Here is a 23,045-nt window from a genome sequence, read left to right as displayed (position 1 = left end):
GGCGGCGCCCGGCGGAACGTCGGTGCCCCCGCCGGACACGGGGTGCGGCAGGCCCGCGCGGAACGGGCGGGCGGGGTCGGGCGTCATTGCCATACCGATCCGACGCGCCCATGAGGACGGCCTCAGCGCGGTGCCCGAATTGGAGAGCGGCAGCCGCGGTTGCGCGTCAGGAATGTCGACCCGCGCCGAGGCCGGCAGCGCGAACGCGGGGCGACCGGCCGGGCCGCGCCGAACGGAGGCGACAGGGAAGCTACCGTGGACACGCAGACCATCCCGGCCGAACTCAGCACCTTCTTCGAGAAATCCCACATCGCCCTGGCGCTGGCCGCGGCGACCGACGACAACGTCCTGCTCCTGGTGAACGCGCCGTTCCACCAGCTCACCGGCTATACGGGCGCGGAGGTCGTCGGGCGCAATTGCCGCCTCCTCCAGCGCGACGCCGACAACCGGGAGGCGCGGGCCAAGATCCACGCCTTCCTGGAGAACGACCGGCAGGACTCCGTGCGCACGCCGATCCTGAATTTCCGCAAGGACGGGAAGCCTTTCGTCAATCTGCTGTACATGTCCAAACTGAAGGCGCTCTCGGGCGAGGTGCGCTTTCTTTTCGCATCCCAATTCGATGTCAGCCGCTCGCAACCCGCGTTGCTTTCCGCCTACGATACCGAACTCGGCCGGACCTTGAGCCGGCTGACCCCGACGCTTGCGGAGAGTGGGCTCGTCATCGAGGGCTCGCTGATGACGATCGCCAACACGGTCGCCACGGTCGCGCAGGCCAAGCTCACGCTCGCGGATCTCGATGCACCAGGATTTCCATAACGCCCCCGGAGGCGAGGCCTCGGAGATCCTGGACGGCGCCGGGACGGTGACGGCCCCGCCCTTCGCCGGACCCGTCGTGGGAATCGGCGCCTCGGCGGGCGGACTCGAGGCCCTGCGGGAGATGCTGGCGCGCGCCCGGCCGCCGACCGGCATGGCCTTCGTCATCGTCCAGCACCTCGACCCCAACCACGAGAGCATGCTGGCGCAGCTCCTCGACCGGCAGACCGAGCTGGAGGTGCTCCAGTGCGAGGGCGGGGAGCGGATCGCGGGCGACAAGGTCTACATCATCCCGCCCGGGCGGGGCCTCGTCATCCAGAACGGCGTCCTCGAACTCACCCACTTCGTCCAGCCGCGGGGCCTGCGCCGGCCGATCGACGACTTCTTCCTGTCGCTCGCGGTCGACCAGCAGGCCAACGCCGCCTGCGTGATCCTGTCGGGCACGGGGGCCGACGGCACGACCGGCCTGCGGGCCATCAAGGAGCATGGCGGCGTCTGCGTGGTGCAGCAGCCCGACACCGCCCGCTACGACGGCATGCCGCTCTCGGCGGTCGGCACCAGCCTCGTCGACTTCGTGCGGCCGCCGGGGGAGATCGTGGACTGCCTCACGAGCTTCTTCCGCCGCCGGGGCACCGACGCCGTCGACGACGAGGCCCGCCTCGTCGCCGACCACATCGACGACCTCTGCCGGGTCATCCGCGCGACGGTGGGCCACGACTTCTCCGGCTACAAGCGGACCACACTGGTCCGGCGGGTCGAGCGGCGCATGCACGTCCTCGGGCTCGAGTCCGGCCGGGCCTATCTCGGCCGCGTCCGGGCGGACAAGACCGAGTGCGAGGCGCTGTTCCGCGACCTCCTCATCAACGTCACCCGCTTCTTCCGCGACGCCGAGCTGTTCGAGCTCCTCCGGGAGCGCGCGGTAGAGCCCCTGCTGCGCACCCGCGACCCCGAGGAGGACATCCGGGTCTGGATCCCGGGCTGCTCCAGCGGCGAGGAGGCCTACAGCATCGCCATGCTGTTCGCCGATGCCGCCCGCCGCCTCGGCCTGCCGCCGGCGGTCCAGATCTTCGCCACCGACATCGACGAGCGCATGCTCCAGATCGCCCGGGAGGCGACCTACCCGGCCGCCGCGCTCGCCGACATCCCGGCGCATCTGCGGGAGCGCTACGTCGTCCCCCATGCCGAGCGCTTCACCATCGCGGCCGAGATCCGCGACCTGATCCGCTTCTCCAGCCACAGCCTGGTCAAGGACCCGCCCTTCTCGCGGGTCGACCTCCTGTCCTGCCGCAACCTGCTGATCTATTTCGACGAGCGCCTCCAGCAATCGGTGGTGCCGCTGTTCCACTACGCGGTCCGGCCCGGGGGCTACCTGTTCCTCGGGCCTTCGGAGAGCGTCAGCCGGTTCGAGCACCTCTTCCCGGTCATCGACCAGCACGCCCGCCTGTTCGAGCGGCCGCCGGGCGCGCCGCAATACCCGATCGACCTGCCCGGGAGCGCCCGGCGCGGCGAGACCCGGCGCGGAGCGCGCGAGGAGCGCCGCGGCGAGCCCTCGATCGCCGACGAGACCGTCGCGGTGCGCCGCGTCATGGAGCGCTACGCCCCGCCCAGCATGGTGCTCAACGAGGATGGCGGCATCATCGCCGCCTACGGACGCCTGAGCCGCTACTTCGACTTCCCGGTCACGCGGACCGGCGGCAGCAGCGCGATCACCCTGGCCCGTCCGGGCCTGCGCGACGTGATCGGGCCGCTGCTCCGCCAGACCCGGGATGCGCGCAAGCGCGTGGTCGTCCGCGACGTGGAGATCCGCTCGGAATACGGCGTCCAGCCGGTGGAGCTGATCTGCGATCCCCTGCCCGACGGCTCGATGCTGCTCGTCCTGCGCGACACCGGCGCCTTCCAGGCTGCGGACGATCTCGACCTGATCGAGATGGATGCCGGCGGCGACCACGTCGAGGCGCTGGAAGAGGAGCTGCTGCGCACGCGCTACAAGCTCCGCTCCACCGTCGAGGAGCTGGAGACGACGAACGAGGAGCTGAAGAGCTCCAACGAAGAAATGATGTCGATGAACGAGGAGCTCCAGTCGACGAACGAGGAGCTGTCCACGGTCAACGACGAGCTGAAGACCAAGGTCGAGCAGCTCACCATCGCCAATGCCGACCTGCGCAACTTCTTCGAATCCACCGATCTCGCCGTGGTCGTGCTGGACCGCGCCCTGAAGGTGCGCAGCTTCACCACGGCCGCCACGGCGATCTTCCCGCTGCAGCCGGCCGACCGGGGACGTCCCCTCGCCGACGTGTCGAGCCGGCTCGCCGGCCTAGAATACCTGCATGACGCCCAGGAGGTCTGCGCCGGCGGCTCGGTGATCCAGCGGCGCGTCGCCACCCGGGATGGGGACCGGACGCTCTCCCTGCGGGTGCTGCCCTACCGCCTGCAGAACGGCAGCGTCGACGGCGCCACCCTGGTGCTCACCGACATCACCGAGGCCTTGTCCCTGGAGCGCCAGCTCGCCGCGGAGCGGGAGCGGCTGGAACTGGCCGTGAAGGCCGGAGGCATCGGCGTCTGGGAATACAGCCCCGATGCCGGGACCGTCGTGGTCGACAGCACCGCCGGCACGATCTTCGGCCTGACTCCCGACACGCCGCACCCCACCGCCGCCCTGGCGGCCAGCGTGCTGCCCGAGGACCGTCCCGGCTTCGAGGCGGCTCTCGCCGAAGCGGCGCACGGCCTGGACGAGTTCGAGGCGCGCATCCGCGTGCGCGCCGCCGATCACGCGCTGCGGCACATCCGCAGCTACGGGCGCCTGACCCGGAGCGGCGACCGGAAGCGGATCGTCGGCGTCTGCATCGACGTCTCGCCCGAATACGCGCTCGCCGAGACCCGCGACCTGATGCTGCGGGAGATGAACCACCGGGTGAAGAACCTGTTCGCGATCATCGGCGGCATGATCTCGGCGGGGGCCCGCACGCACCGGGAGATCGGCGTCTTCGCCACCGACATGCGCGACCGCATCTCGGCCCTCGGGCGGGCGCATTCCCTGGCCGATCCCTCCGACGGCCAGGGCATGAGCGACCTCGCGGGCCTGATCGGCGCGACCCTGCGCCCGTACCGCGATCACGTCCCCACGGTGATCGAGGGGCCCCTCGTGGCGATCAACTGGCGGCACGTCTCGTCGCTGGCGATGATCCTGCACGAATGGGCGACGAACTCGGTGAAATACGGCGCGCTCGGGTCCGACGACGGCGCGCTGTCCGTCACCTGGGACCGCCAGGAAGAGGGGCTCGTCCTCGAATGGTGCGAGCGCATGGCCCGCGTGGCCGAACCGCGGCCGGGCCGGGGCTTCGGGACCCTGCTGGTGGAGATGTCCCTGCGCCAGCTCGAAGCGACCGTGACGCGCAGCCACGACGCGTCCGCCTACCGGATCACCCTGCACCTGCCGGAACTGGCGCTGACGCGGGGGTGAGGCGCGAGCCGATCCCTCCGCTACCGGCCGCACGCTCGCGGCGGCCCGTCGGATCCATCCATCCGTGTCGGCAACGCGGCTTCAGGACCGGGCGCGGGTCCCCTCGCCCGTGCGGGAGAGGGACAGGGTGAGGGGTGCGGCCTTACCGAGAAAGTCTCGACCTCGGCTGACCGGCGACGGGGCGCTCGATCCTGATCCTTCTCGTCCCGCACCCCAGCCCTCTTGCGCTCGGGAGAGGGAGTCCGTCGCGCCTCGTCCCCAGCGCCCGTGCCCGCACCCATCCCCGCGCGATCTCTCGTCCTCTCGTCTCGGGCCGCGCCCTGCAGACGCGAAACGGCCCGCCGCGGCGATGCCGGACGGGCCGTCCTGCCTGATGGAGCGCCGGGATCCCGGCGCCCCTCCGATCAGTCGATGACCTCGACGATGCGGTGGCCGCGATCGACCAGGACAGGCTGGTCGTTCACGATGGTGTAGCGGTAGCCCGGACGCACCCGGTACTCGTCGGGTACGTCGTAGTAGGTCACGCTGTCCTCCGGCAGCACGGTGCCGACCCGGACCGGGCCGCCCCAGCTGTAGGAGCGCACGCCGCGGTCGCGGACGTAGCTGCGGAACCGGGGACGGTCGTCGACACCGAGGATGCCGCCCACCGTGCCGGTGGCCGCGCCCACGGCGCCGCCGACGATGCCGCCGACCGGGCCGGCCGCATCGGCGCCGACCGCCGCACCCTCGGCCGCGCCCCGCAGGGTGCCCTGCGCCTGGGCGGCCACCGGGAGGGCGAGGAGGCCGGCCGTCGCCAGCGACAGAAGAAGCTTGTTGGTCATGCTGAGATCTCCAGGCTCGTCAGGGCGTTACGGGCCGCGGAGGCTCAGTTGCAGCCTTCCTTGTGGACGGTCTTGGAGTTGCCCATGCCGTCCTCCTTGTGGACGGTCTTGGAACCGCAATCGACGGTGCCGGTGGTGACCTCACGCTTCTCGACGACGGTGTCGCGGTGGTCGACGACGGCGGGCCCGTCGCGGCGGATGACCGTGGTCTCCTCGGCGCTCGCCGCGCCGCACAGGGCCGCGAACAGGGCACCCGAGAGAATGATGTTGCGCATTGGTAGCCTCCTGGTTTCAATCGAACCCAGCAACGGCAACTGCGGAAAAAGGGTTCCACACGCATCGCTCTGTACAGCGCGCGGCTATTTGCGATGAGAGGCGGTATTGGTTGCGTGCAATCGATCGCAACGGGCCGGTTCAGCTGCGCAGGACCGGCGCGCCGCGTCAGCCGGCCAGGGGCGGCACCCGGCGCCACCAATCGTGCGCCCGCTCGTACTGGTGCGCCACGCGCAGGATCTCGGCTTCGGCGAAGGGCCGGCCGGCGATCTGGAGGCTGATCGGCAGGCCGCGCCGGTCGAAGCCGCAGGGCAGCGCGATCGCGGGCAGGCCCGTGAGGTTGAACGGGTAGGTCAGCCGCCAGGAGGCCGCCAGCACGCTCTCCGCGCGCCCGCCGAGCGACACCGCGGACTCGTCCGTCCGCCACGCGGTCAAGGGCGAGGCCGGGCCGACGATCACGTCGGCCTCCGCCAGGATGGCGGCCATCTCGTCCATGATCAGGGCCCGCACCTGCTCGGCGCGCAGGTAGTCCGGCCCGGTCACGAGCCGGCCCATCTCCACGAGGTCGCGGACGTCGGCGGCGAAGCCCGCCACGTGGCCCTGGGCGAGGCTGCGGTCGTGATAGGCGGTCGAGGAGGCGAGCTCGATGGCGTAGATGGCCCCGAGGCCATGGCGCAGGGACGGCACCGCGACGTCGCGGACCGTGCAGCCCCGGTCGGCGAGGAAGCGGAGCGCCCCCTCGATTGCGGCGGCGACGTCCTCGTCGACCGCGTCGAAGAAGTGGTTGCGGATCACCGCGACCCGCAGGCCCCGGATCGGCCGGTCCAGCCCGGCCGTGTAGTCGGGGACCGGCGCCGCGCTGGCGGTGGGATCGCCGGCATCCGGGCCGGCGAGGGCCTGCAGCATCAGGGCGGAATCGGCCACCGTCAGGGTCAGCGGCCCGGCATGGTCGAGGGACCAGGAATGCGGGACGATCCCCGACCGGCCGACCCGGCCGTAGGTCGGCTTGAGGCCGACGACCCCGCACAGGGCGGCCGGGATCCGGATCGAGCCGCCCGTGTCCGAGCCGAGGGCGGCCGGGCAGAGCCGGGCCGCGACCGCGGCGCCGGATCCGCCGCTGGAGCCGCCGGGCACCCGGTCGAGGTCCCAGGGATTGCGGGTCGGCGGCGTGACCATGCCCCAGGCGAATTCGTGCATGCGCAGCTTGCCGAGGATCACCGCGCCGGCCGCCCGCAGCCGCGCCACCGCGTGGCTGTCGGCCGCCGGGAAGGTCAGGGCCTCCACGGCGGTACCCGCCCGGGTCGGCATGTCGGCCGTGGTGTAGTTGTCCTTGATGGCGATCGGGATGCCGTGCAGCGGGCCCCGCGGGCCGGACCTGGCGATCTCGGCATCGGCCGCGCGCGCGGCGTCGAGGGCCGCGGACGAGAGATGGACGAAGCTGTTCAGGGCGCCGTCGAGGCGCGCGATCCGGTCGAGGCTGGCGCCGACGAGGTCGGCGCTCGACAGCTCCCGCGCCGCGATCCGCCGCGCGAGCTCGGTGATCGGCAACGGCCAGAGGGCGTCAGTCACGGCGGTCGTCATGGGGCCCCCGGCGGTACGGCAAGGTCGGATCGAAGACGACCGGCGGATGGATGTCCGCGAGGTCGAGGTCGCGGAGCCGGGCGATCTCGGCGAGCACCGGCGCGAACTGCGTCAGCAGGTGCGCGACCCGCCCGGGCTCCTGGCGCAGGCCGATGACGTCGCGCAGGAGATCGGGCGCATCGGCGGGCCCGCCATCGGCCGCAGCGCCCGGCCGCTCGGCGGGCGCTTTCAGGAGCATCGCCACGACGTCGTCCGGCAGGGCGCCGGCCGGGCCGTCCTTCCGGGGCATGCCGGCCACGAACGGCACGAGCTGCCGCCGGGCGATCGCGAGGACGCGGCGCAGCTCGGCGACGGGCTCGGCGTGCTCGTCGACCCGCAGGTCGAGGAGCGGGTAATCCTCGCCGGCGACGATCCTGAGGGCCGCCGATTGCTTGCCGCGCTTGTCGCCGCCGGCCGCATCGCCGGCCTCCAGCGCCCGCATGAGCCGCTCGTCGAGGTCGCAGGCGGCGCTCCCCGCGAAGGCCTCCGCCATGGCGTCGATCACGCCGGTCCCGGCGAGCATGTTGCCCTGCACGGCGTAGCCGGCCCCGGTGCGGTGTCCGGCGGCCTGAGTACAGCCGGCGCCGGTCCAGGCCGCGCCGGTCCCGCGCGCGTCGACGAGGCCGAGCTGGCGCAGGTCCGGCCGGTCGTCGGTGGCGAGCGCCGCCGCCAGGGCGGCGTCGGGGGCCTGCCCGCCGGCCAGCCCGTCGAGGATGCGGGCGGCGAGGTAGGGGTTCACCCAGGACTGGGTGGTGACGGCCCCGATCCCGGCGCGGATGTAGGGGCAGAGCCCGCCCACCGCCGGGACGGCGCTCGCCACCGCGACGCCGAGCTGCCCGGTCCGCGGGCAGCGGGCGGCGATCGAGAAGGTGTTGAGTTCGCTCATGGCTCACACCGCCAGATGGCCGATGACGCGCGCCTGCGCGTCCGGCGCCTTGGCGGGGCCGCTGTCGACGATCTCGCCGAGCTTGAGGACGGCGTAGCGGTCGGCCAGCGCCAGCGCGAAGGCGACGTGCTGCTCCACCACCAGCATGGACACGCCCGCCGCCCGCTCGGCGTCGAGCACGCCGCGCAGGCGCTCGACCATGGAGGGCTGCACGCCCTCGGAGATCTCGTCGATGAGGAGCAGGCGCGGGCGAAGCATCAGGGCGCGCCCGAGGATCAGCATCTTCTGCTCGCCCCCCGAGAGGGTGCCGGCCCGCTGGGCCAGCCGGTCCTTCAGGAACGGGAAATGACCGAACAGCCGCTCCAGCGCCTCCGGCAGCATCCGGTCGGAGGGGACCGCGAGGCGCAGGTTGTCGCGGATCGACAGGTCCTGGAACAGGGGCTGCTCCTGCGGCGCGTAGCCGACGCCGAGCGCCACGAGCCGGGCGGGCGACAGGCCGGCGAGCGCCTGTCCCCCGACGGTGATCGCGCCGCCCCGCAGGGCGACCATGCCCAGGATGGTCTTGAGCAGCGTGGTCTTGCCCATGCCGTTCTTGCCCAGCAGCGCCACGATCTCCCCCGGCGCCACCGACAGGGACACGCCCTTCACGATCGAGACCGCTCCGTAGCCGCTCGACACCCCCTCCAGGGCGAGGGCGGCGCCCGCCGGCTCGCTCCGCCGCACTGCCTCAGCCGCTGCCTCACCCGCTGCCTCAGCCATGGGCACCTCCCGAATAGATGGTCCGGACCAGCTCGGAGCCGACGACGTCCTCCACCGTGCCGTCGAGGACGAGGCGGCCCTGGTGCAGCACCACGATCCGCGACGAGATCTCGCGCACGAAGTCGAGGTCGTGCTCGACCAGCACGGCGGCGATCCTTCCCCCGGCGGTGAGCGCCTTGAGCACGGTCCCGATGGTGGTGCGCTCGGCCTTGGTCAGGCCGGCGGTGGGCTCGTCCAGCAGGATCAGCCGCGGCTCCAGCGCCACCACCATGGCGAGTTCGAGCGCCTGCTTCTGGCCGTGGGACAGGAGGCGGGTCGGCCGGGTCAGCAGGCGGTCGAGGCCGGTCATGCGCAGGACGTCGAGGGCCGCCTGCGGCAGGCCCAGCGTCTCCGCCTGCCCGACCGGGCTCAGGCCGTCATGGGATGCCCGGGCGAGCCGGAGGCAATCGGCCACCGACAGGCTCTCGAACACGCTCGCCACCTGGAACTTGCGCCCGACCCCGAGGCCGACGATGCGGTTCGGCGTCAGCCCGGTGATCGGGGTGCCGCCGATGGCGATCGCCCCCGTGAAGGGCTCGGTGCCGTCGCTGAGGCAGCGCATCAGCGTGGTCTTGCCGGCGCCGTTGGGCCCGACGAGGCTGACGAGTTCGCCCGCCCGGATCTCCAGGTCGATGCCCTCCAGCACCGTCAGGGCACCGTAGGCCTTGGCGAGGTTCTCGACCGTGAGGATGGGGGTCGCGGAGGCGGCCGCATCCGGATCGGCCGCCCGCGCGACGAGGCGCGGCGGCGCGGGTTCCCGCCGGCCCGCCGGCAGCGCCCGCCAGAGGCGGCCGACGAGGTCGGCGAGGCCGCCCGGCAGCAGGATGATGATGGCCACGAAGGCCGTGCCCAGGAGGAGCTGCCAGAGGAACGGCAGGTCGCCGGACAGGTTCGCCGCGAGGTAGTCGATGGCGATGGTGCCGAGCACCGGGCCGAGCAGCGTGCCGCGGCCGCCGAGCGCCACCCAGATCACCAGCTCGGTGCCGAACAGGAAGCCGGCATTCTCGGGCGCGACCACGCCCGAGGCGTTGGCGAACAGGAAGCCCGCGATCCCCGCGACGGCGGCCAGAGCCGCGGTCAGCCGGATCTGCAGGCGCCGCGGGTTGAGGCCGAGATAGGCGCAGCGCGCCTCGTTGTCCCGCAGCGCCACGAGGGCGCGGCCCGCATCGGCCCGGACCAGGATCCAGGCCGCCAGGGTGACGACGATCAGGAACAGGGCCGCGAGGCGGAAATAGCCCTCGCTCTCGAAGGGCAGCACGTCGAATCCGACGAGGCCGCTGCTGGAGCCGGTCCATTCGCCGCCCGCGTAGATCAGCTGCACCACGACGATCGGGACGACCAGCGAGATCACCGAGGCGTAGAGCGGGGTCGAGCGGTGGTAGAAGGACAGCCAGCCCACCGCGAGGCCGAGAAGGGCCGGGGCGACCAGCGCCGCCGCGATCGCCGCGGCGATCCCCAGGGGCGTCGCCCCGTAGGCGGTGAGGATCATTGCGGTGGCGTAGGCGCCGACGCCGAAGAAGGCCGCCTGCCCGAAGGTCAGGATCCCCGCGAAGCCCCAGAGCAGGTCCACCGTGACGGCCAGCACCGCGTAGATCATCGACCGGGTCAGGACGTTGACCGCGAAGGTGTCGAGGACGAGCGGCGCGATCCAGAGGGCGAGCGCCGCCAGGATTGCGACCACGACGGGCGCCGCGCGGGACAGGCGCCGCCGGCGGGGGGCCGCGGCGGCGCGCTCGGTGACGGGCAGGGTCTCAAGCACGGGAGAAACCTTTCGGGCTGATCCGCAGCACGAGGGCGGCGAGCACCGCGATGGCGATGCTGCCGAGGATCGGGCTCACGAAGGTGCTGATCAGGACCTGCGCGGCCCCGAAGACGAGGCAGGCCGCCGCGAGCGCCAGGTACGAGGCGTCGGCGACCATCACCAGCATGAAGGCGCCGATCAGCCAGGCGACGCCCATGTTCGGGTCGACGCTGGTGAGCGGCGTCAGCAGGACGCCGGCGAGCGCCGCGAACCCCGCGCCGATCATGAACACGACGAGGCGCACGCGCCCCGTGTCGATGCCGAGGCTGCGCGCCAGGGTCTCGTTCATGATCACCGCCCGGGCCGAGAGCCCGAGCCGGGTCCGCTCGATCGTCAGCGCGAACAGGGTGCCGATCGCCAGCGCGATGCCCAGAGCCACGAGGCGGTAGGCGGAATAGTCGACGCCGAGGATCTCGACGGTGCCCGCCAGCAGGTTCGGGGTGAGCTGGACGTCCCGGCCGAAGGCCAGGGTGATGAGCTGCCCGACCACGATGCCGAGCCCCCAGGTGGCCAGGATCGCGTCGAGCGGCCGCCGGTAGAGCGGGCGGATGATGAAGTGCTCGGCGAGACCGCCGAGCGCCGCGCCGACCGCGAAGGCCAGCGGCAGCGCCAGCCAGGGATTGAGCCCGAGCTTGGCGGTCACCACCGCGCAATAGGCGCCGACCGTCAGCCACGCCCCGTGGGCGAAGTTGATGATCTTGAGCACGCCGAAGATCGCCAGGAGGCCGATCGAGACGATGAACAGGATCGCCGCGGTGGTCAGGATGTCGAGGGTGAGCAGCATCGGGGAGTTCCGGTTGAAGGACCGTCATCACGAGGCGAAAGCGGCAGAGGCCCAGCGCAATGAGCGCCCCTGTGCGGGCCTGCCGATCCACGCATCTGCTTTGGCAACGCGGATTCAGGATCGGGCGCGGGTCCCCTCTCCCGCGCGGGAGAGGGACAGGGTGAGGGATGCGGCCTCTCCAAGAGAGTCTCGACCTTGACCGCGCGGCGATGGGGCGCGCGATCCCGAAACCTCCGATCCCTCACCCCAACCCTCTCCCGCACGGGAGAGGGGGCGCGTCGCGCTCGTTCAGCGGCGTCGGTGTCCGCCTCAGACGGGCGGCCATCGTCGCCGGGCGGGGAGAGGGAGGCGTCGCGCCCCGCCCCTCATTGCAGCTTCGGGCACTGCTCGCCGGGATCGACGTCCTTGAAGGTGCCGGCGACCTTCACGGTGCCGTCCTTCTGGATCTGGCCGAGATACATGGTCAGCGGCGCGTGGTGCTGCTTGCTCATGGTGATCGTGCCCCGCGGCCCGGTGAAGCTTACCGTCGGCAGCGCCTCCAGCACCTTGGCGGTCTCGGTCCCGCCCGCCTTCTCGACCGCGGCCTTGTAGAGGTAGATCGCCTCGTATTCCGGCACCGAGAGGTCGTTCGGGGTGCGCAGCTCGGCGCCGAACTTCTTCTGCATCGCCGCCAGGAACGCCTTGTTCTCCGCGCTGTCGATCCCGGTGACGTAGGAGGCCGAGAGGTAGACGCCCTCGGCGTCCGCGCCCATGCTCTTGGCGGTGCCCTCGTCCAGCGCGAGGTTGGCGAAGGGCAGCGTCACGCCGGCGCCGCGCAGCTGCTTCGTCAGCGTCACGTTCGGCGCGCCGCCCGCCGTCGAGGTGATCAGCGCGTCGGCCTTGGCCTCCTTCAGCTTGGAGATGATCGCGGTCCAGTCGCTGCCGTCCATCGGCAGGTATTCCTCGCCGAGAACCTTGCCGCCGGTCTTCTCGACGTAGCTCTTGGCGAAGCCCAGCATGCCGCGGCCGAAGGCGTAGTCGCTGCCGATCAGGAAGTAGGTCTTGGCACCCTGCGCCTTGAAGGCGTCCACCACCGGCGGAACCTGCTGCTCCGGCACCCAGGCGTCCACGAACATGTTCTTGTTGCAGGAATGGCCCTCGTAGAACGAGGTGTAGATGTACGGCACCTTCCCCTTGGTGACGGCGGGCAAGCCGGCATTGCGCGCCGCGCTCGTCTCCATGGAGATCAGGACGTCGACCTTCTTCTGGTAGATCAGGCTGTCGAAGGCCTTCTGGGCGCCCGCCGCCCCGGAGGCGTCGTCGGCGACCTCGAGGACGAGCTTGCGGCCGAGCACGCCGCCCTTGGCGTTGATCTCCTCCACGGCGAGTTCGGCCGACTGCACCACCGAGGGGGCGACGACGCTGTTGGCGCCCGACAGGCCGATCGGGATGCCGATGACGATCGGCTTGCCGTCGGCGGCCTGCGCGGCCGTGGCGGCGAGGGCGAGGGCGAGCGCCGCGGCGCCGGCGAGGGACCATTTCACCATGAACGAACTCCTTGGGACGGACGGGAAGGGTTACGGATCTCGGCTCAGCCGTAGATGTCGGTGCGGCGGTCGCGCAGGAGCGAATTGAACCGGTTCAGGTCCTTGCGGCCGGCCGCGTCGAGATCGACCAGCGCCGAGAGGGTCTCGGTCCGGTCGCGGCTCGCCGGGCCGGCGAGTGGCCAGCCCTTGGGGCCGACGATCAGGCTCTGCCCCTCGAAGGGCTGGCCGCGCTCGGTGCCGACCCGGTCGGCGCAGGCGATGAAGAGGCCGTTCACGTGGGCGGCGGCCCGGTGCAGGGTATTGGCCATGGCGGCCTCGCCCGCGGGCTGGTCGGGCATCGGCACCCAGTTGGTCGGGATGCAGACGATCTCGGCGCCGCCGAGCGCCAGCTGCCGGAAGGTCTCGGGGAACCAGCCGTCGTAGCAGATGGCGACGCCGACCTTGCCCAGCGCCGTGTCGAAGACCGGGAAGCCGAGGTCGCCCCTGGCGAAGAACACGTTCTCCTGGTCCCAGAGATGCGCCTTGCGGTAGGTGCCGATATAGCCCTCCGGCCCGACGATCACGGCGGCGTTGTAGAGGACGTCGCCGGCGGATTCGGCGATCCCCGCCACGATGTGCACGCCGAGTTCCGCGGCCAGCGCCGCCCAGGCCCGGGTGGTCGGGCCCTCCGGCACCGGCTCGGCCAGGGCGGCGGCCTCCGCGGCGGATTCGAACACGTAGCCGGTGCTGGCGAGTTCCGGCAGCACGATCAGCCGGCTGCCCGCGGCGGCGGCCGCGCGGACGAGATCGGAGGCCCGCGCCAGATTCGCGTCGACCGCGCCGAAGTCCGGCGCGAACTGGATGCACGACACCCGTATCGGCGGGCGCGCAGGACCGTTCGCTTGGATCATGAAAGCTCCAAAACGCAAAAAGCCCCTGGGCGCGGACAAGATCATCCGCGAACCAGAGGCTTCAAAGCCGAGATGTCATGCAGCAATCTTGCTGCGGGGCAACCTTGCCCGGTTAGACTACGATACGCGCCCCGAACCGGACCGCAAGACCATAAATGCGGCAGGCTGCTGCGATCAGGTCTTTTCCGCCAACGCGATGCGCAGGCCGAGACCGCTCATCGCCTCGTGGGCCGAGACCACGCTCTCGGCCACGCTGGCCATCGGCACGCGGGCGGCGGTGGCCCGGTCCCGGAGCATCTTGTAGGCGGCGTCCTCGTCGATCCGGTTCAGGTCCACGAGCAGCCGGACCGCCTTCTCGACGGTGCGGCGGCCCTTCATGGTCTCCTCCAGCCGGTTGATCTTGCTGGTGAGCCGGCCCTCGTAGCCGCGCCGGTAGCGGGCCAGGGCGAACTGGGTGAGCACGCCCCGCGGGTGGAGCGGCTTGTTGAGCACGCCGTGGGCGTTGACGTCGGCGATCGCCTTCAGGGAGGTCGGGCTCTCGTAGGCCACGATGGCGATGACCGCCGGCTCCAGCGCCTCGATCGACGGCAGCAGGTGCATCACCTGAGCGTCGTCGAGCTGGATGAACAGCGTGTCGATGTCGGCGGGCAGGGCGGCGGGCGGCGGCCACGCCAGGGAGACCGCGCAGCCGAGGCGACGGAGCTGCTCCAGCAGCGCGGCGCCCTCCTCGTCCTTGGGGTGGATGACGAGGGCGCGGGCGCGCCGCAGGTCGTCCAGGATCTTGCGGGCGGGGGCGGTCACGCGGCGAGACCCTCCTCCAGCCAGTTCGTCTCGAACCGGGACCACGCGAGGTAGGGATCGGGCCGCACGGGCCGGCGCGCCCGCCAGACCACGTCGAACTGCCCGTCGGCCCGGGCGACGCCGATGCCCGGCGTGAGCCAGATGTGCCGCGTCTCGCCGTCGAAGGCGAGGTCGCCCTCCGGCGCCGCGAGGCGCTGGCGCAGGGCCGCCGCGCCGAGGCGCTCGGCGTCGAGGGTGCCGGCCTCCGTGAGCGCCCGGGCGAAGAGATGGACCTGCGCGTAGGCGGTCTCCGACCACATGCTGGTGGGGCGCTCGGGCCCGAACCGGGCCTGGAAGGCGGCGACGAAGCGCCGGTTCTCCTCGCTCGCAAGGGACCCGAAATACGGGGCCGCCAGGACGTGGCCGGTGCAGTGCTCGGGACCGATCGCGTGGATCTGGCCCTCCGCCAGGGTCAGGCTGGCGATCGGGCAGCGGGCGCGGTCGATGCCGGATTCCGCGTAGGCGCGGTAGAGCCGCTCGGCCCCGCGCCCCACCACGGTGGAGAAGACCGCGTCCGGCGCGGCGTCGCGGATCGCCGCGATCATGGCGGCATGGGCCGCGTCGTCCGCGTCGAGGGCCGCGTACAGCTCGCCCACGATGGTCCCGCCCTTCGCCTCGATCAGGTCGCGCATGACCCGGTTCGATTCCCGCGGGTAGATGTAGTCGGACCCGATCAGGAAGATCCGCCGCCCCTGCTCCTGCAGGAGGTAGTCGGCCAGGGCGAAGACGTTCTGGTTGAGGGTCGCACCGGTGTAGATGATGTTCTCCGAGTACTCGAAGCCCTCGTAGATCGACGGGTACCAGAGCAGGCCGTTGTGCCGCTCCATGGTGGACAGCACCGATTTCCGGCTCGCCGAGAGCGAGCAGCCGAACACCACCTCGACCCCGTCCTCGGCAAGCATTCGCCGGGCCAGGGTGCGGTAGGCGTCGGTCTCGCCGGCGGGGTCGTAGCAGACCGGCTCGATCGGGCGGCCCAGCACGCCGCCGGCCTGGTTGATCTCCTCGATCGCGAGCGCGGTGCCGAGGAAGTGCTCGGTCTCGGTGATGCCGCTCACCCCGCTGCGGGAGAACAGGACGCCGACCCGCCACGTCGCTTCATCCTTGGCCGCCATGGCCCCTCCCCGCGCGCGCCCAGGCCCGGCGGATCGCCCGCGCCTCGGCCCCGTCCTACCCGACGGACGCCCCCCTGCGGAAGCGTCGGCCCGGTCGTGCGGGCTCGTCCCGGATCCGCGACCGGACATCCCGCTCCGGCTGCTGCGATCCTCAGGCGGTCCCGGCCCCCGGTTCGGCCCGCCGCACCGGCCGGCTGACGAAGCGGGAGCCGGCGAGCAGGAACCGCCAGGGCGTCTCGGCGCCGCGGGTGATCCCGATGCGCCGGTCGCTGACCACCTCGACGGCCCCGGGATCGCCCGCGGCGCGGGGCTCGAACCGGAACGGCGCCCCCGCGAGGGGCGCGCCGTCCAGCGCGTCGGTGACGCCGAGGGCCTGGCAGAGGCGGCCGGGACCGGCGCAGAGGAGGCGCGGATCCTCCAGGCCGCGGCGCGCCTGCATGGCGGGAACCCCCTCGGTCGGCGCGAGGGCCCGGAGCAGCACGGCGCTGCCGGGCTCGCAGACGAGGTTCAGGCACCAGTGCATCCCGTAGGAGCGGTACACGTAGGCGTGGCCCGGCGGGCCGAACATGCTGGCGTTGCGCCGGGTCGGGCCGCGGAAGCTGTGGGAGGCCGGATCGGTGCTGTCGTAGGCCTCGGTCTCGACGATGATCCCGCCGGCCGCGCCGACGAACAGACGGGTACCGATCAGGTCGAAGGCCACCGCGGCGGCGCTGCGGGCGAAGAAGGTGTCCAGCATCGGGTCTCCGGCGCGGGCGGTCCGCGCGATCCTCACGTCCGGGACTCCACGGATCGCCGGCGATTGGAAATAAATCGGACGCGGCGGAAGTCTTGCTGGTACGAGGGACCGTGAATGGCGGGCCCAGAACCGATCTCCTCGGACCTCCCAGCATGGTGCGCACAGCCTCGATCGCGACGCTTCGATCCGCCGATGCGGGCGCGCAACCCCGATCCGCCACGCAAGCCGCGCGGATCCGCCTGAACCTGCGGCGCCTCCGGCTGGCCAGCGGCCTGGTCCTGTTCGGCTACGTGCTGACCCACCTGCTCAACCACGCCCTGGGCAACATCTCCCTCGACGCCATGGAGGACGGCCTCGACCTCGTCACGGCCGTCTGGCTCAATCCCGTCGGCCTGACGCTGCTCTACGGCGCCCTGGTGCTCCATCTGCTGCTCGGGCTCCAGGCGCTCTACGCGGCCCGCTTCTTCCATTGGCGGCCCTCCGAGGCCCTGCAGCTGGTCTCGGGCCTGCTGATCCCGACGCTCCTCATCAGCCACATCACGGCGACCCGGATCTCCTTCGTCACCGAGGGGCTCGACAAGGGCTACGCGCAGGAACTCTACGCCTTCTGGATCGCCTCGCCGACGCTCGGCCTGCTGCAGGTCACGGTCCTGGTCCTGGCGTGGATCCACGGCTGCATGGGCCTCTATTTCTGGCTGCGGCTGAAGCCCGCCTTCGGGCGCATGGCGCCCTGGCTGCTGGCGCTCGCGGTCCTGGTCCCGGTCCTGTCGCTGCTGGGCTTCGCGCAGGGCGGCCGCATGATCCTCACCCTGGCGCAGGATCCGGCGTGGCGGGCGGTGGCCCTCCAGCCGGTCCATGTCGGGCTGCCCGATCAGGTCGCGCGGCTCGCCGCCATCCGGGACGGGCTGCTCGGGACCTATGCGGGCCTGGTGGCGGCGGTGGTCGCAGCGCGCGGCGTGCGGACCCTCGCCGAGGTCAAGCGCGGCACGATCCGGCTCAGCTATCCGGACGGGCGGGTGGTGCGGGTCCCCCGGGGCACCAGCGTGCTGGAGGCGAGCCGGCGCAACCGGATCCCCCATGCCAGCGTCTGCGGCGGCCGCGGCCGATGCTCCACCTGCCGCATCCGGGTGACGGACGGCAGCGACGGCGCGCCCAGTCCCGGCCGCACCGAGCGGTCGGTCCTGGAACGCATCGCCGCCGGTCCGGGGGTGCGGCTCGCCTGTCAGTTCCGGCCCGAGACCGACATGGCCGTGGTGCCGCTGCTGCCGCCGCAGCCGCGGATGCGCCAGGCCGACCTGCTCGACCGGGCGCAATCCGGCGAGGAGCGCTTCATCGTGGCGATGTTCGTCGACCTGCGCGGCTCGACCCGGCTCGCCGAGGAGCGCCTGCCCTACGACACGGTGTTCATCATCAACCGCTTCCTCGGCGCGGTCGGCGACGCCGTGCGGGAGGCCGGCGGCTCGACCAACCAGTTCCTCGGCGACGGTCTGCTCGCCCTGTTCGGCCTGGAGACCGAGCCCGAGCACGCGGCGCGGGACGCGCTGCGGGCGATCGCGGGCATCGCCGACGCTGTCGAGACCCTGAACCGGCTGCTGGCGGAGGATCTGGAGCACATCCTGCGCTACGGCGTCGGCGTACATGCCGGCCCCGCGATCGTCGGCGAGATGGGGGACGCGACCGACGCCCGCTTCACCGCGCTCGGCGACACCGTCAACGTCGCATCCCGGCTGCAGGGCCTGACCAAGACGCTGGGCTGCGTGGCCGTGGTGTCGGAGGCGGTCTACCGGGCGGCCCGCGTGGCGCCGGAGGCGATCCGCGACATCGCGGTGGAGGGCCGCTCGGAGGCCGTCCGGGTCAGCACCCTCGGAAACGCCTGACGCAAACGTCTTTGCGAGCGGAGCGAAGCAACCCAGGGTGGCGTCGCGCTGGCGAGAAGTCCCGCTGCCCTGGGTCGCTTCGCTGCGCTCGCGATGACGGGTGATCCAAGCGGACGGCGCGCCTCAGGCCCGTTGCCGGTCCGCCGCCCCGAGGCGCGGCGCCAGGGCCAGCATCAGCGGCACCACGGCGAGCGCCGTCCCGGCCGCCGCCACCGCCGCCCAGTGCGGGCCGGCCGCGTCGCCGAGCCGTCCGTAGAGCAGCGGCGCCGCCAGCGCGCTGCCGCCGAGCGTCCAGGTGTAGAACACCGCGAAGGCCCGCTCGACCCGGCCGCCCGGGGCCAGTTCCGGCACCGTCCCGTAGAGGACCGACGAGGTGCCGTTCAGCATCACGCCGAGGAGCGGCAGCAGGATCAGCCCGGGGGCCAGGGGCAGGACGATCACCGCCAGGATCGCGAGCGCCGTCCCGGTCTCGGTGAGGATCACGGTCCGGGTCACGCCGAGGCGTTCCCCGAGGCGCCCGCACACCGCCTTGCCGAGGGCGCCGCCGATGAAGACCAGCGAGAGCGCGAGGCCCACCGTGGTCAGCGCCGCACCCTTCTCCTGCAGCAGGAACGGCAGGTAGAGCAGGAAGGCCGGCCGCGCGGCGTTGTCGAGCATGCCGATGGCGACGAGGAGCCCGAACCCCGCGCCGGGCGGCGATGCGCCCGCGACCCGGCGGGTCGCCCGCTTGGCGGCCGCCTGGGCGCTGCGTGACTGCGGCTCACGCGGAAGCAGGCGCCCGACCAGCACCGCCACGAGGACGCCTCCGCCGGCGATCACCCAGAGGGCGTGGCGCCAGCCCGACAGGGTCAGCAGCAGCCCGACCAGGGGCGGGACCGCCGCCTTCCCGAGGTCGCCGGTGAAATTGTAGGTGCCGAGGGGCCCCCGCGCCGCCGCGCCGTAGGCCCGGGCGATCACCGCCGAGGCCAGGGGATGCTGGGTGCTGCTGCCGGCGCCGCCGAGCAGGAGGCCGACCCCGAGCCCGACGAGCCCGCCCGAGGCGCCGGCGATCGCATAGCCTGCCGCGCTGAGCCCGGTGCCGAGCACCAGCACGATGCGGGCGCCCCAGGCCTGGGCAAGGCGGCTCGCCGGCATCTGCAGCGCCGCCAGCGCGCCGTTGTAGAGCGACCGCAGGAAGGCCAGGGCGACGTAATCGAGGCCGAACTCCGCCTGCCAGACCGGCAGCAGCACGTAGATCAGGTCCGTGTAGCCGTCGTGCAGGGCGTGGTTGACCCCGGTGGCCAGGAGGGTGCGCCGCGCCTCCGGCGGGGACGCGGTTTCGGAAGACGCGGTCGGAACGGACGCGACGGACATCCAGCCATCCTTCGTGGTTCCGATCCAGGATGGCGGTCTGGCGGGGGGCTGACAAACGCCTTATGCTGACGCTCGCGTGAGGAAACCTGACCCGTGCATCGTCGCCTGCCGCCCCTGAACGCCCTGAAGGCCTTCGAGGCGGCCGCGCGGCACGGGAGCTTCACCCGGGCCGCGGACGAGCTGCGGGTCACCCACGGCGCGGTGAGCCGGCACGTGCAGATGCTGGAGGGCTGGCTCGGCCTGCCGCTGTTCACGCGCCACAACCGGCGCGTGGTCCTCACCGAGGCGGGGGTCGCCTACGCCACCGAGATCGGCGCCGCCCTCGACCGGATCGCCCTGGCCACGGCCCGCCAGGTCGAGCGCGGGCGGCCCCGCCTGCTGCACGTGAATGCGCTCGCCACCTTCACCCTGCGCTGGCTGATCCCGCGCCTGTCCGGCTTCCAGGTGGCCAACCCGGCGATCGAGGTCCGGCTGACGACCTCCAACGTGCCCCTGGCGCAGCTCGCGGAGCCGTTCGATGTCGCGATCCGCGGCGGTCCGGAGACGCGCCCGGGCCATCGCGCGGAGCCGTTCCTGTCCGAACGCCGCATCCCCGTCTGCAGCCCGGCCCTGCTGCAGCGCCTCCCCCTCGCAGAGCCCGAGCAGCTCCGGCAGCACACCCTGCTGCACGCGGCGACGCTCCCGCGGGTCTGGCCGGACTGGCTGCGGGCGGCCGGTGTGCCCGATCTGGAGCCGCAGGCCTCGGTGACGCTGGAGCATTTCTACCTGACCCTCCAGGCCGCCCTCGACGGGCTCGGGATCGCCATGGGGCCCGAGCGGCTGATCGCCGACGACGTCGCGGCCGGCCGCCTGACCCTGCCCTTCGCGGGCCCGTCTCTGCCGGCACGGAGCTACTACACCTACGTCCCGGAGCCCCGGGCGGAGGATCCGGCGGTGCGGGCCTTCTGCGGCTGGCTCGCCGAGGCGGCCCGGCAACCGTGAGATCCCGTCTTTGCGAGCGCAGCGAAGCAACCCAGTGTCGCGCAACGTTGGGGCTCGTGGCGCCGCTGGAATGCTTCGCTGCGCTCGCAAGGACGGTTTCGGAGTGGCGTCCGGGCGCGGTTCCGCGCATGGATCGGATCCGGAACGCACCCGACCGCGTCAGGGTTGGCGTGAGACGCTTCTGCCGAAGGTGACCGCATGGCGCGCAAGCGTCTCCGCCCGACCATCGAGAGCCTGATCGAATCCCTCGGGCGGCTCGGCCTGTCCCCGGAGGCCGTCGACCTCGACCGGCTGCTCGCCGATCTCGAACTGCCCGAATACGGCGCCGAGGTGGAGGACGACCGCGTCGCCCGCGCCGTGCGCGCGATGCAGGCCGCCCGGGCCTTCGCGGAGACCGGCATCCCGGCGGTCCGCAAGGCCGTGCCGAACCTCCGGGCCGTGGTGACGAAGGACCACCGGATCACGTGGCTGATCCGCACCGAGATCCCCCTCCTCGACAACGGCCGCCTGGACCTGCGGCTCGACATCGCGCCGGAGCCGGAGGCGGCCGAGATCCTGGCCCGCATGGCCGCCCGGAACGACCCGGCCCACCGCCTGGACGCCCTGCGCGAGGCCGTGACGCGCACGGCGCTCCAGGCCAGCCGGGCCCTGCACAAGCCGGTCGACCGGTTGCGGGCGCAGCTCCTCGTCGACCTACGCGAGGTCGGGGCGGACGCCGCCGCCTACATCGCCCACATGGACCGCTCGCTGCGGTCCCGGGTATTCACCTACGGCCCGAAGCTCGCCCGGGGCCTCAACGACACGCTCACCCCCGTGCGCCGGCACGCCAAGGCGGTGGCCCGCGAGGGCTCGCGCCTGCGCCGCCTGCGCGATCAGGTCGGCTTCGGCGCCTATATCGAGCGCTTCACCGCCGCCCGGCGCCTCAACCGGACAATCCTGTTCCACATGGGGCCGACCAATTCCGGCAAGACCTACGCGGCGCTCCAGCACCTGACCGCGGCGGAGACCGGCGCCTACCTCGCGCCGCTCCGGCTCCTGGCCCTGGAGAATTACGAGACCCTGCGCGAGCGGGGCTTGCGCGCCGGCATGATCACCGGCGAGGAGGTGCTGGGCGCGGCCAACCCCACCCACACCGCCCGCACCATCGAGACCGCCGACCTGACGCGGCCCATCGACGTGGCGGTGATCGACGAGATCCAGATGCTGTCGGATCCCGACCGCGGCTGGGCCTGGACCAACGCGCTGTTCGGCGTCGCCGCCAAGACCGTGATCGTCTGCGGCTCCGACGACGCCCTGTCGTATGTCCGCCGCGCCGCCGAGGCCGCCAACGAATCCCTGGAGGTGATCCCCTTCACCCGGAAATCGCCGCTCCTGCTCGTGGAGGAGCCGGTCCCCCTGGAGAAGGTCGAGGCCGGCGACGCGGTCGTGGCCTTCTCCCGCCGGGCCGTGCACGAGAACCGCGAGATCCTCGTCGCCCGGGGCCACCGGGTGGCGACCATCTACGGCGCCCTGTCGCCCGAGGTCCGGCGGGCCGAGGCCGCGCGCTTCCGCTCGGGGGAGGCCAACGTGCTGGTGACCACCGACGCGATCGGCATGGGGCTCAATCTCGGGCCGCTCAAGCGGATCGTGTTCTCGGCGGTGCGCAAATGGGACGGCAGCGCCGAGCGGGCGCTCACCCATTCCGAGATCCGGCAGATCGCCGGCCGGGCCGGCCGTTACGGCCACCAGGATGTCGGCTACGTGGCGGCGACGGACGCGGTCGCCATCGAGCCGATCCGGATCGCGCTGTCGGGCGCCCCGACGGCGCCCGCGGCCGACACGCGCTTCTTCGTCCGCCCCGATCTCGGGGCGATCCGCTCGGTGGCCGAGGAGATGCGCACGCACAGCCTCACCGAGGTGCTGACCCACTTCGCCCGGGCGACCTTCTACGCCGGCTCGCCGTTCCAGCCCTCGGCCCTGGAGGAGGTGCTGGAGGTGGCCCGGATCGTCGACCGGGCCCGGCTGCCGATCGAGGAGAAGTTCGCCTTCTCGGTCTGCCCGATCAACCGGCGCGACGAGATCGCCATGGGCCTCCTGGAGCGCTGGTGCCAGGCCCGGGCCGCCGGCCTCACGGTCCCCGCCCTCCGGGGCAACCTCGCGGGCGCGCTCGACTATCAGGAGCGGACCGTGAAGCTCGCGAGCGCCTATCTGTGGCTGTCCCGACGCTTCCCGGAGACGTTCGACGACGGGGAGGCGATCCGGCACATGCGCGGCCGCGCCAACGACGCCATCGAGCAGCACCTGCGCGAGACCGCGACCCGCAAGGCCGAGCGCCGGAGCCGGCGGAGCAGCGGAGCACGGTGAGGCGCGATGACTGGGACCGCGCGCTCGGCACCAAAGAAAAACCCGCCGCGCTTTTGGGCGCGGCGGGTTTGTGTGTTTGGTTGCGGGGACAGGATTTGAACCTGTGACCTTCAGGTTATGAGCCTGACGAG

General features: G+C 72.3%; 18 protein-coding genes. 5 read left to right on the top strand and 13 right to left on the bottom strand.

Translation table 11 applies throughout. From position 1 onward, the window contains the following. Positions 1 to 255: 255 nt before the first annotated feature. Positions 256 to 816 carry a PAS domain-containing protein gene (locus ABIC70_RS27135; protein ID WP_053610625.1) on the top strand — a complete coding sequence of 187 codons (561 nt, stop codon included), beginning with the start codon at positions 256 to 258 and terminating at the stop codon, positions 814 to 816. Continuing rightward, positions 797 to 4,273 (top strand): CheR family methyltransferase, encoded by a 3,477-nt coding sequence (locus tag ABIC70_RS27130; RefSeq protein ID WP_053610624.1) that lies wholly within the window; start codon positions 797 to 799, stop codon positions 4,271 to 4,273. Before ABIC70_RS27135 ends, ABIC70_RS27130 begins: the two co-directional genes overlap by 20 nt. A gap of 404 nt (positions 4,274 to 4,677) precedes the next feature. Here ABIC70_RS27130 and ABIC70_RS27125 read toward each other — a convergent pair whose 3' ends face one another. From ABIC70_RS27125 to ABIC70_RS27070, 12 genes are all read right to left on the bottom strand, one after another. After that, positions 4,678 to 5,094, bottom strand: a complete 417-nt coding sequence (locus tag ABIC70_RS27125) for a DUF1236 domain-containing protein (RefSeq protein WP_043387275.1) — start codon at positions 5,092 to 5,094, stop codon at positions 4,678 to 4,680. Between the two features lie 44 nt (positions 5,095 to 5,138). Further along, positions 5,139 to 5,369: a hypothetical protein gene (locus ABIC70_RS27120; RefSeq protein ID WP_043358016.1), complete on the bottom strand. Its 231-nt coding sequence runs from the start codon at positions 5,367 to 5,369 to the stop codon at positions 5,139 to 5,141. Positions 5,370 to 5,535: 166 nt separating this feature from the next. After that, on the bottom strand, positions 5,536 to 6,936 hold the full coding sequence (locus ABIC70_RS27115) for an amidase (protein ID WP_354442171.1): 1,401 nt from the start codon (positions 6,934 to 6,936) through the stop codon (positions 5,536 to 5,538). Beyond that, entirely contained in the window at positions 6,929 to 7,873 is a 945-nt protein-coding gene (locus tag ABIC70_RS27110) for a DUF1028 domain-containing protein (RefSeq protein ID WP_354442169.1), read from the bottom strand. Before ABIC70_RS27110 ends, ABIC70_RS27115 begins: the two co-directional genes overlap by 8 nt. Positions 7,874 to 7,876: 3 nt before the next feature. Then, positions 7,877 to 8,632: an ABC transporter ATP-binding protein gene (locus tag ABIC70_RS27105; RefSeq protein ID WP_051045128.1), complete on the bottom strand. Its 756-nt coding sequence runs from the start codon at positions 8,630 to 8,632 to the stop codon at positions 7,877 to 7,879. Further along, complete coding sequence (locus tag ABIC70_RS27100) at positions 8,625 to 10,430, bottom strand: branched-chain amino acid ABC transporter ATP-binding protein/permease (RefSeq protein ID WP_354442167.1); 1,806 nt, start codon at positions 10,428 to 10,430, stop codon at positions 8,625 to 8,627. The genes ABIC70_RS27105 and ABIC70_RS27100 overlap by 8 nt, the downstream gene beginning before the upstream one ends. Further along, on the bottom strand, positions 10,423 to 11,256 hold the full coding sequence (locus ABIC70_RS27095) for a branched-chain amino acid ABC transporter permease (RefSeq protein WP_043387286.1): 834 nt from the start codon (positions 11,254 to 11,256) through the stop codon (positions 10,423 to 10,425). The genes ABIC70_RS27100 and ABIC70_RS27095 overlap by 8 nt, the downstream gene beginning before the upstream one ends. Positions 11,257 to 11,621: 365 nt before the next feature. Then, on the bottom strand, positions 11,622 to 12,782 hold the full coding sequence (locus ABIC70_RS27090; RefSeq protein WP_354442165.1) for a substrate-binding protein: 1,161 nt from the start codon (positions 12,780 to 12,782) through the stop codon (positions 11,622 to 11,624). 44 nt (positions 12,783 to 12,826) lie between these two features. Further along, the gene (locus ABIC70_RS27085; protein ID WP_043357995.1) at positions 12,827 to 13,672 is read right to left on the bottom strand and encodes a nitrilase family protein; all 846 of its coding nucleotides are present in this window, start codon (positions 13,670 to 13,672) and stop codon (positions 12,827 to 12,829) included. A 174-nt stretch (positions 13,673 to 13,846) separates the two neighbouring features. Then, positions 13,847 to 14,473, bottom strand: a complete 627-nt coding sequence (locus tag ABIC70_RS27080) for an ANTAR domain-containing response regulator (RefSeq protein ID WP_043357993.1) — start codon at positions 14,471 to 14,473, stop codon at positions 13,847 to 13,849. Beyond that, complete coding sequence (locus ABIC70_RS27075) at positions 14,470 to 15,624, bottom strand: transporter substrate-binding domain-containing protein (protein ID WP_043387289.1); 1,155 nt, start codon at positions 15,622 to 15,624, stop codon at positions 14,470 to 14,472. Before ABIC70_RS27075 ends, ABIC70_RS27080 begins: the two co-directional genes overlap by 4 nt. A gap of 151 nt (positions 15,625 to 15,775) precedes the next feature. Further along, entirely contained in the window at positions 15,776 to 16,360 is a 585-nt protein-coding gene (locus tag ABIC70_RS27070) for a DNA-3-methyladenine glycosylase (protein WP_354442161.1), read from the bottom strand. A gap of 152 nt (positions 16,361 to 16,512) precedes the next feature. Here ABIC70_RS27070 and ABIC70_RS27065 point away from each other — a divergent pair, with 152 nt between their 5' ends. Then, positions 16,513 to 18,237: an adenylate/guanylate cyclase domain-containing protein gene (locus ABIC70_RS27065; RefSeq protein ID WP_354442159.1), complete on the top strand. Its 1,725-nt coding sequence runs from the start codon at positions 16,513 to 16,515 to the stop codon at positions 18,235 to 18,237. A 123-nt stretch (positions 18,238 to 18,360) separates the two neighbouring features. Here ABIC70_RS27065 and ABIC70_RS27060 read toward each other — a convergent pair whose 3' ends face one another. Further along, the gene (locus tag ABIC70_RS27060) at positions 18,361 to 19,590 is read right to left on the bottom strand and encodes an MFS transporter (RefSeq protein ID WP_075381059.1); all 1,230 of its coding nucleotides are present in this window, start codon (positions 19,588 to 19,590) and stop codon (positions 18,361 to 18,363) included. A gap of 93 nt (positions 19,591 to 19,683) precedes the next feature. Here ABIC70_RS27060 and gcvA point away from each other — a divergent pair, with 93 nt between their 5' ends. Next, a complete protein-coding gene (gene gcvA / locus ABIC70_RS27055; protein ID WP_043357984.1) occupies positions 19,684 to 20,571 on the top strand; it encodes a transcriptional regulator GcvA in 888 nt (295 codons plus the stop codon). 198 nt (positions 20,572 to 20,769) lie between these two features. Beyond that, positions 20,770 to 22,914: a helicase-related protein gene (locus ABIC70_RS27050; RefSeq protein ID WP_043759671.1), complete on the top strand. Its 2,145-nt coding sequence runs from the start codon at positions 20,770 to 20,772 to the stop codon at positions 22,912 to 22,914. Positions 22,915 to 23,045 lie beyond the last annotated feature (131 nt).

The organism is Methylobacterium sp. 1973 (assembly GCF_040545035.1).
Classification (GTDB): Bacteria; Pseudomonadota; Alphaproteobacteria; order Rhizobiales; family Beijerinckiaceae; genus Methylobacterium; species Methylobacterium fujisawaense.
This window is presented reverse-complemented; position numbering and strand designations above follow the sequence as displayed.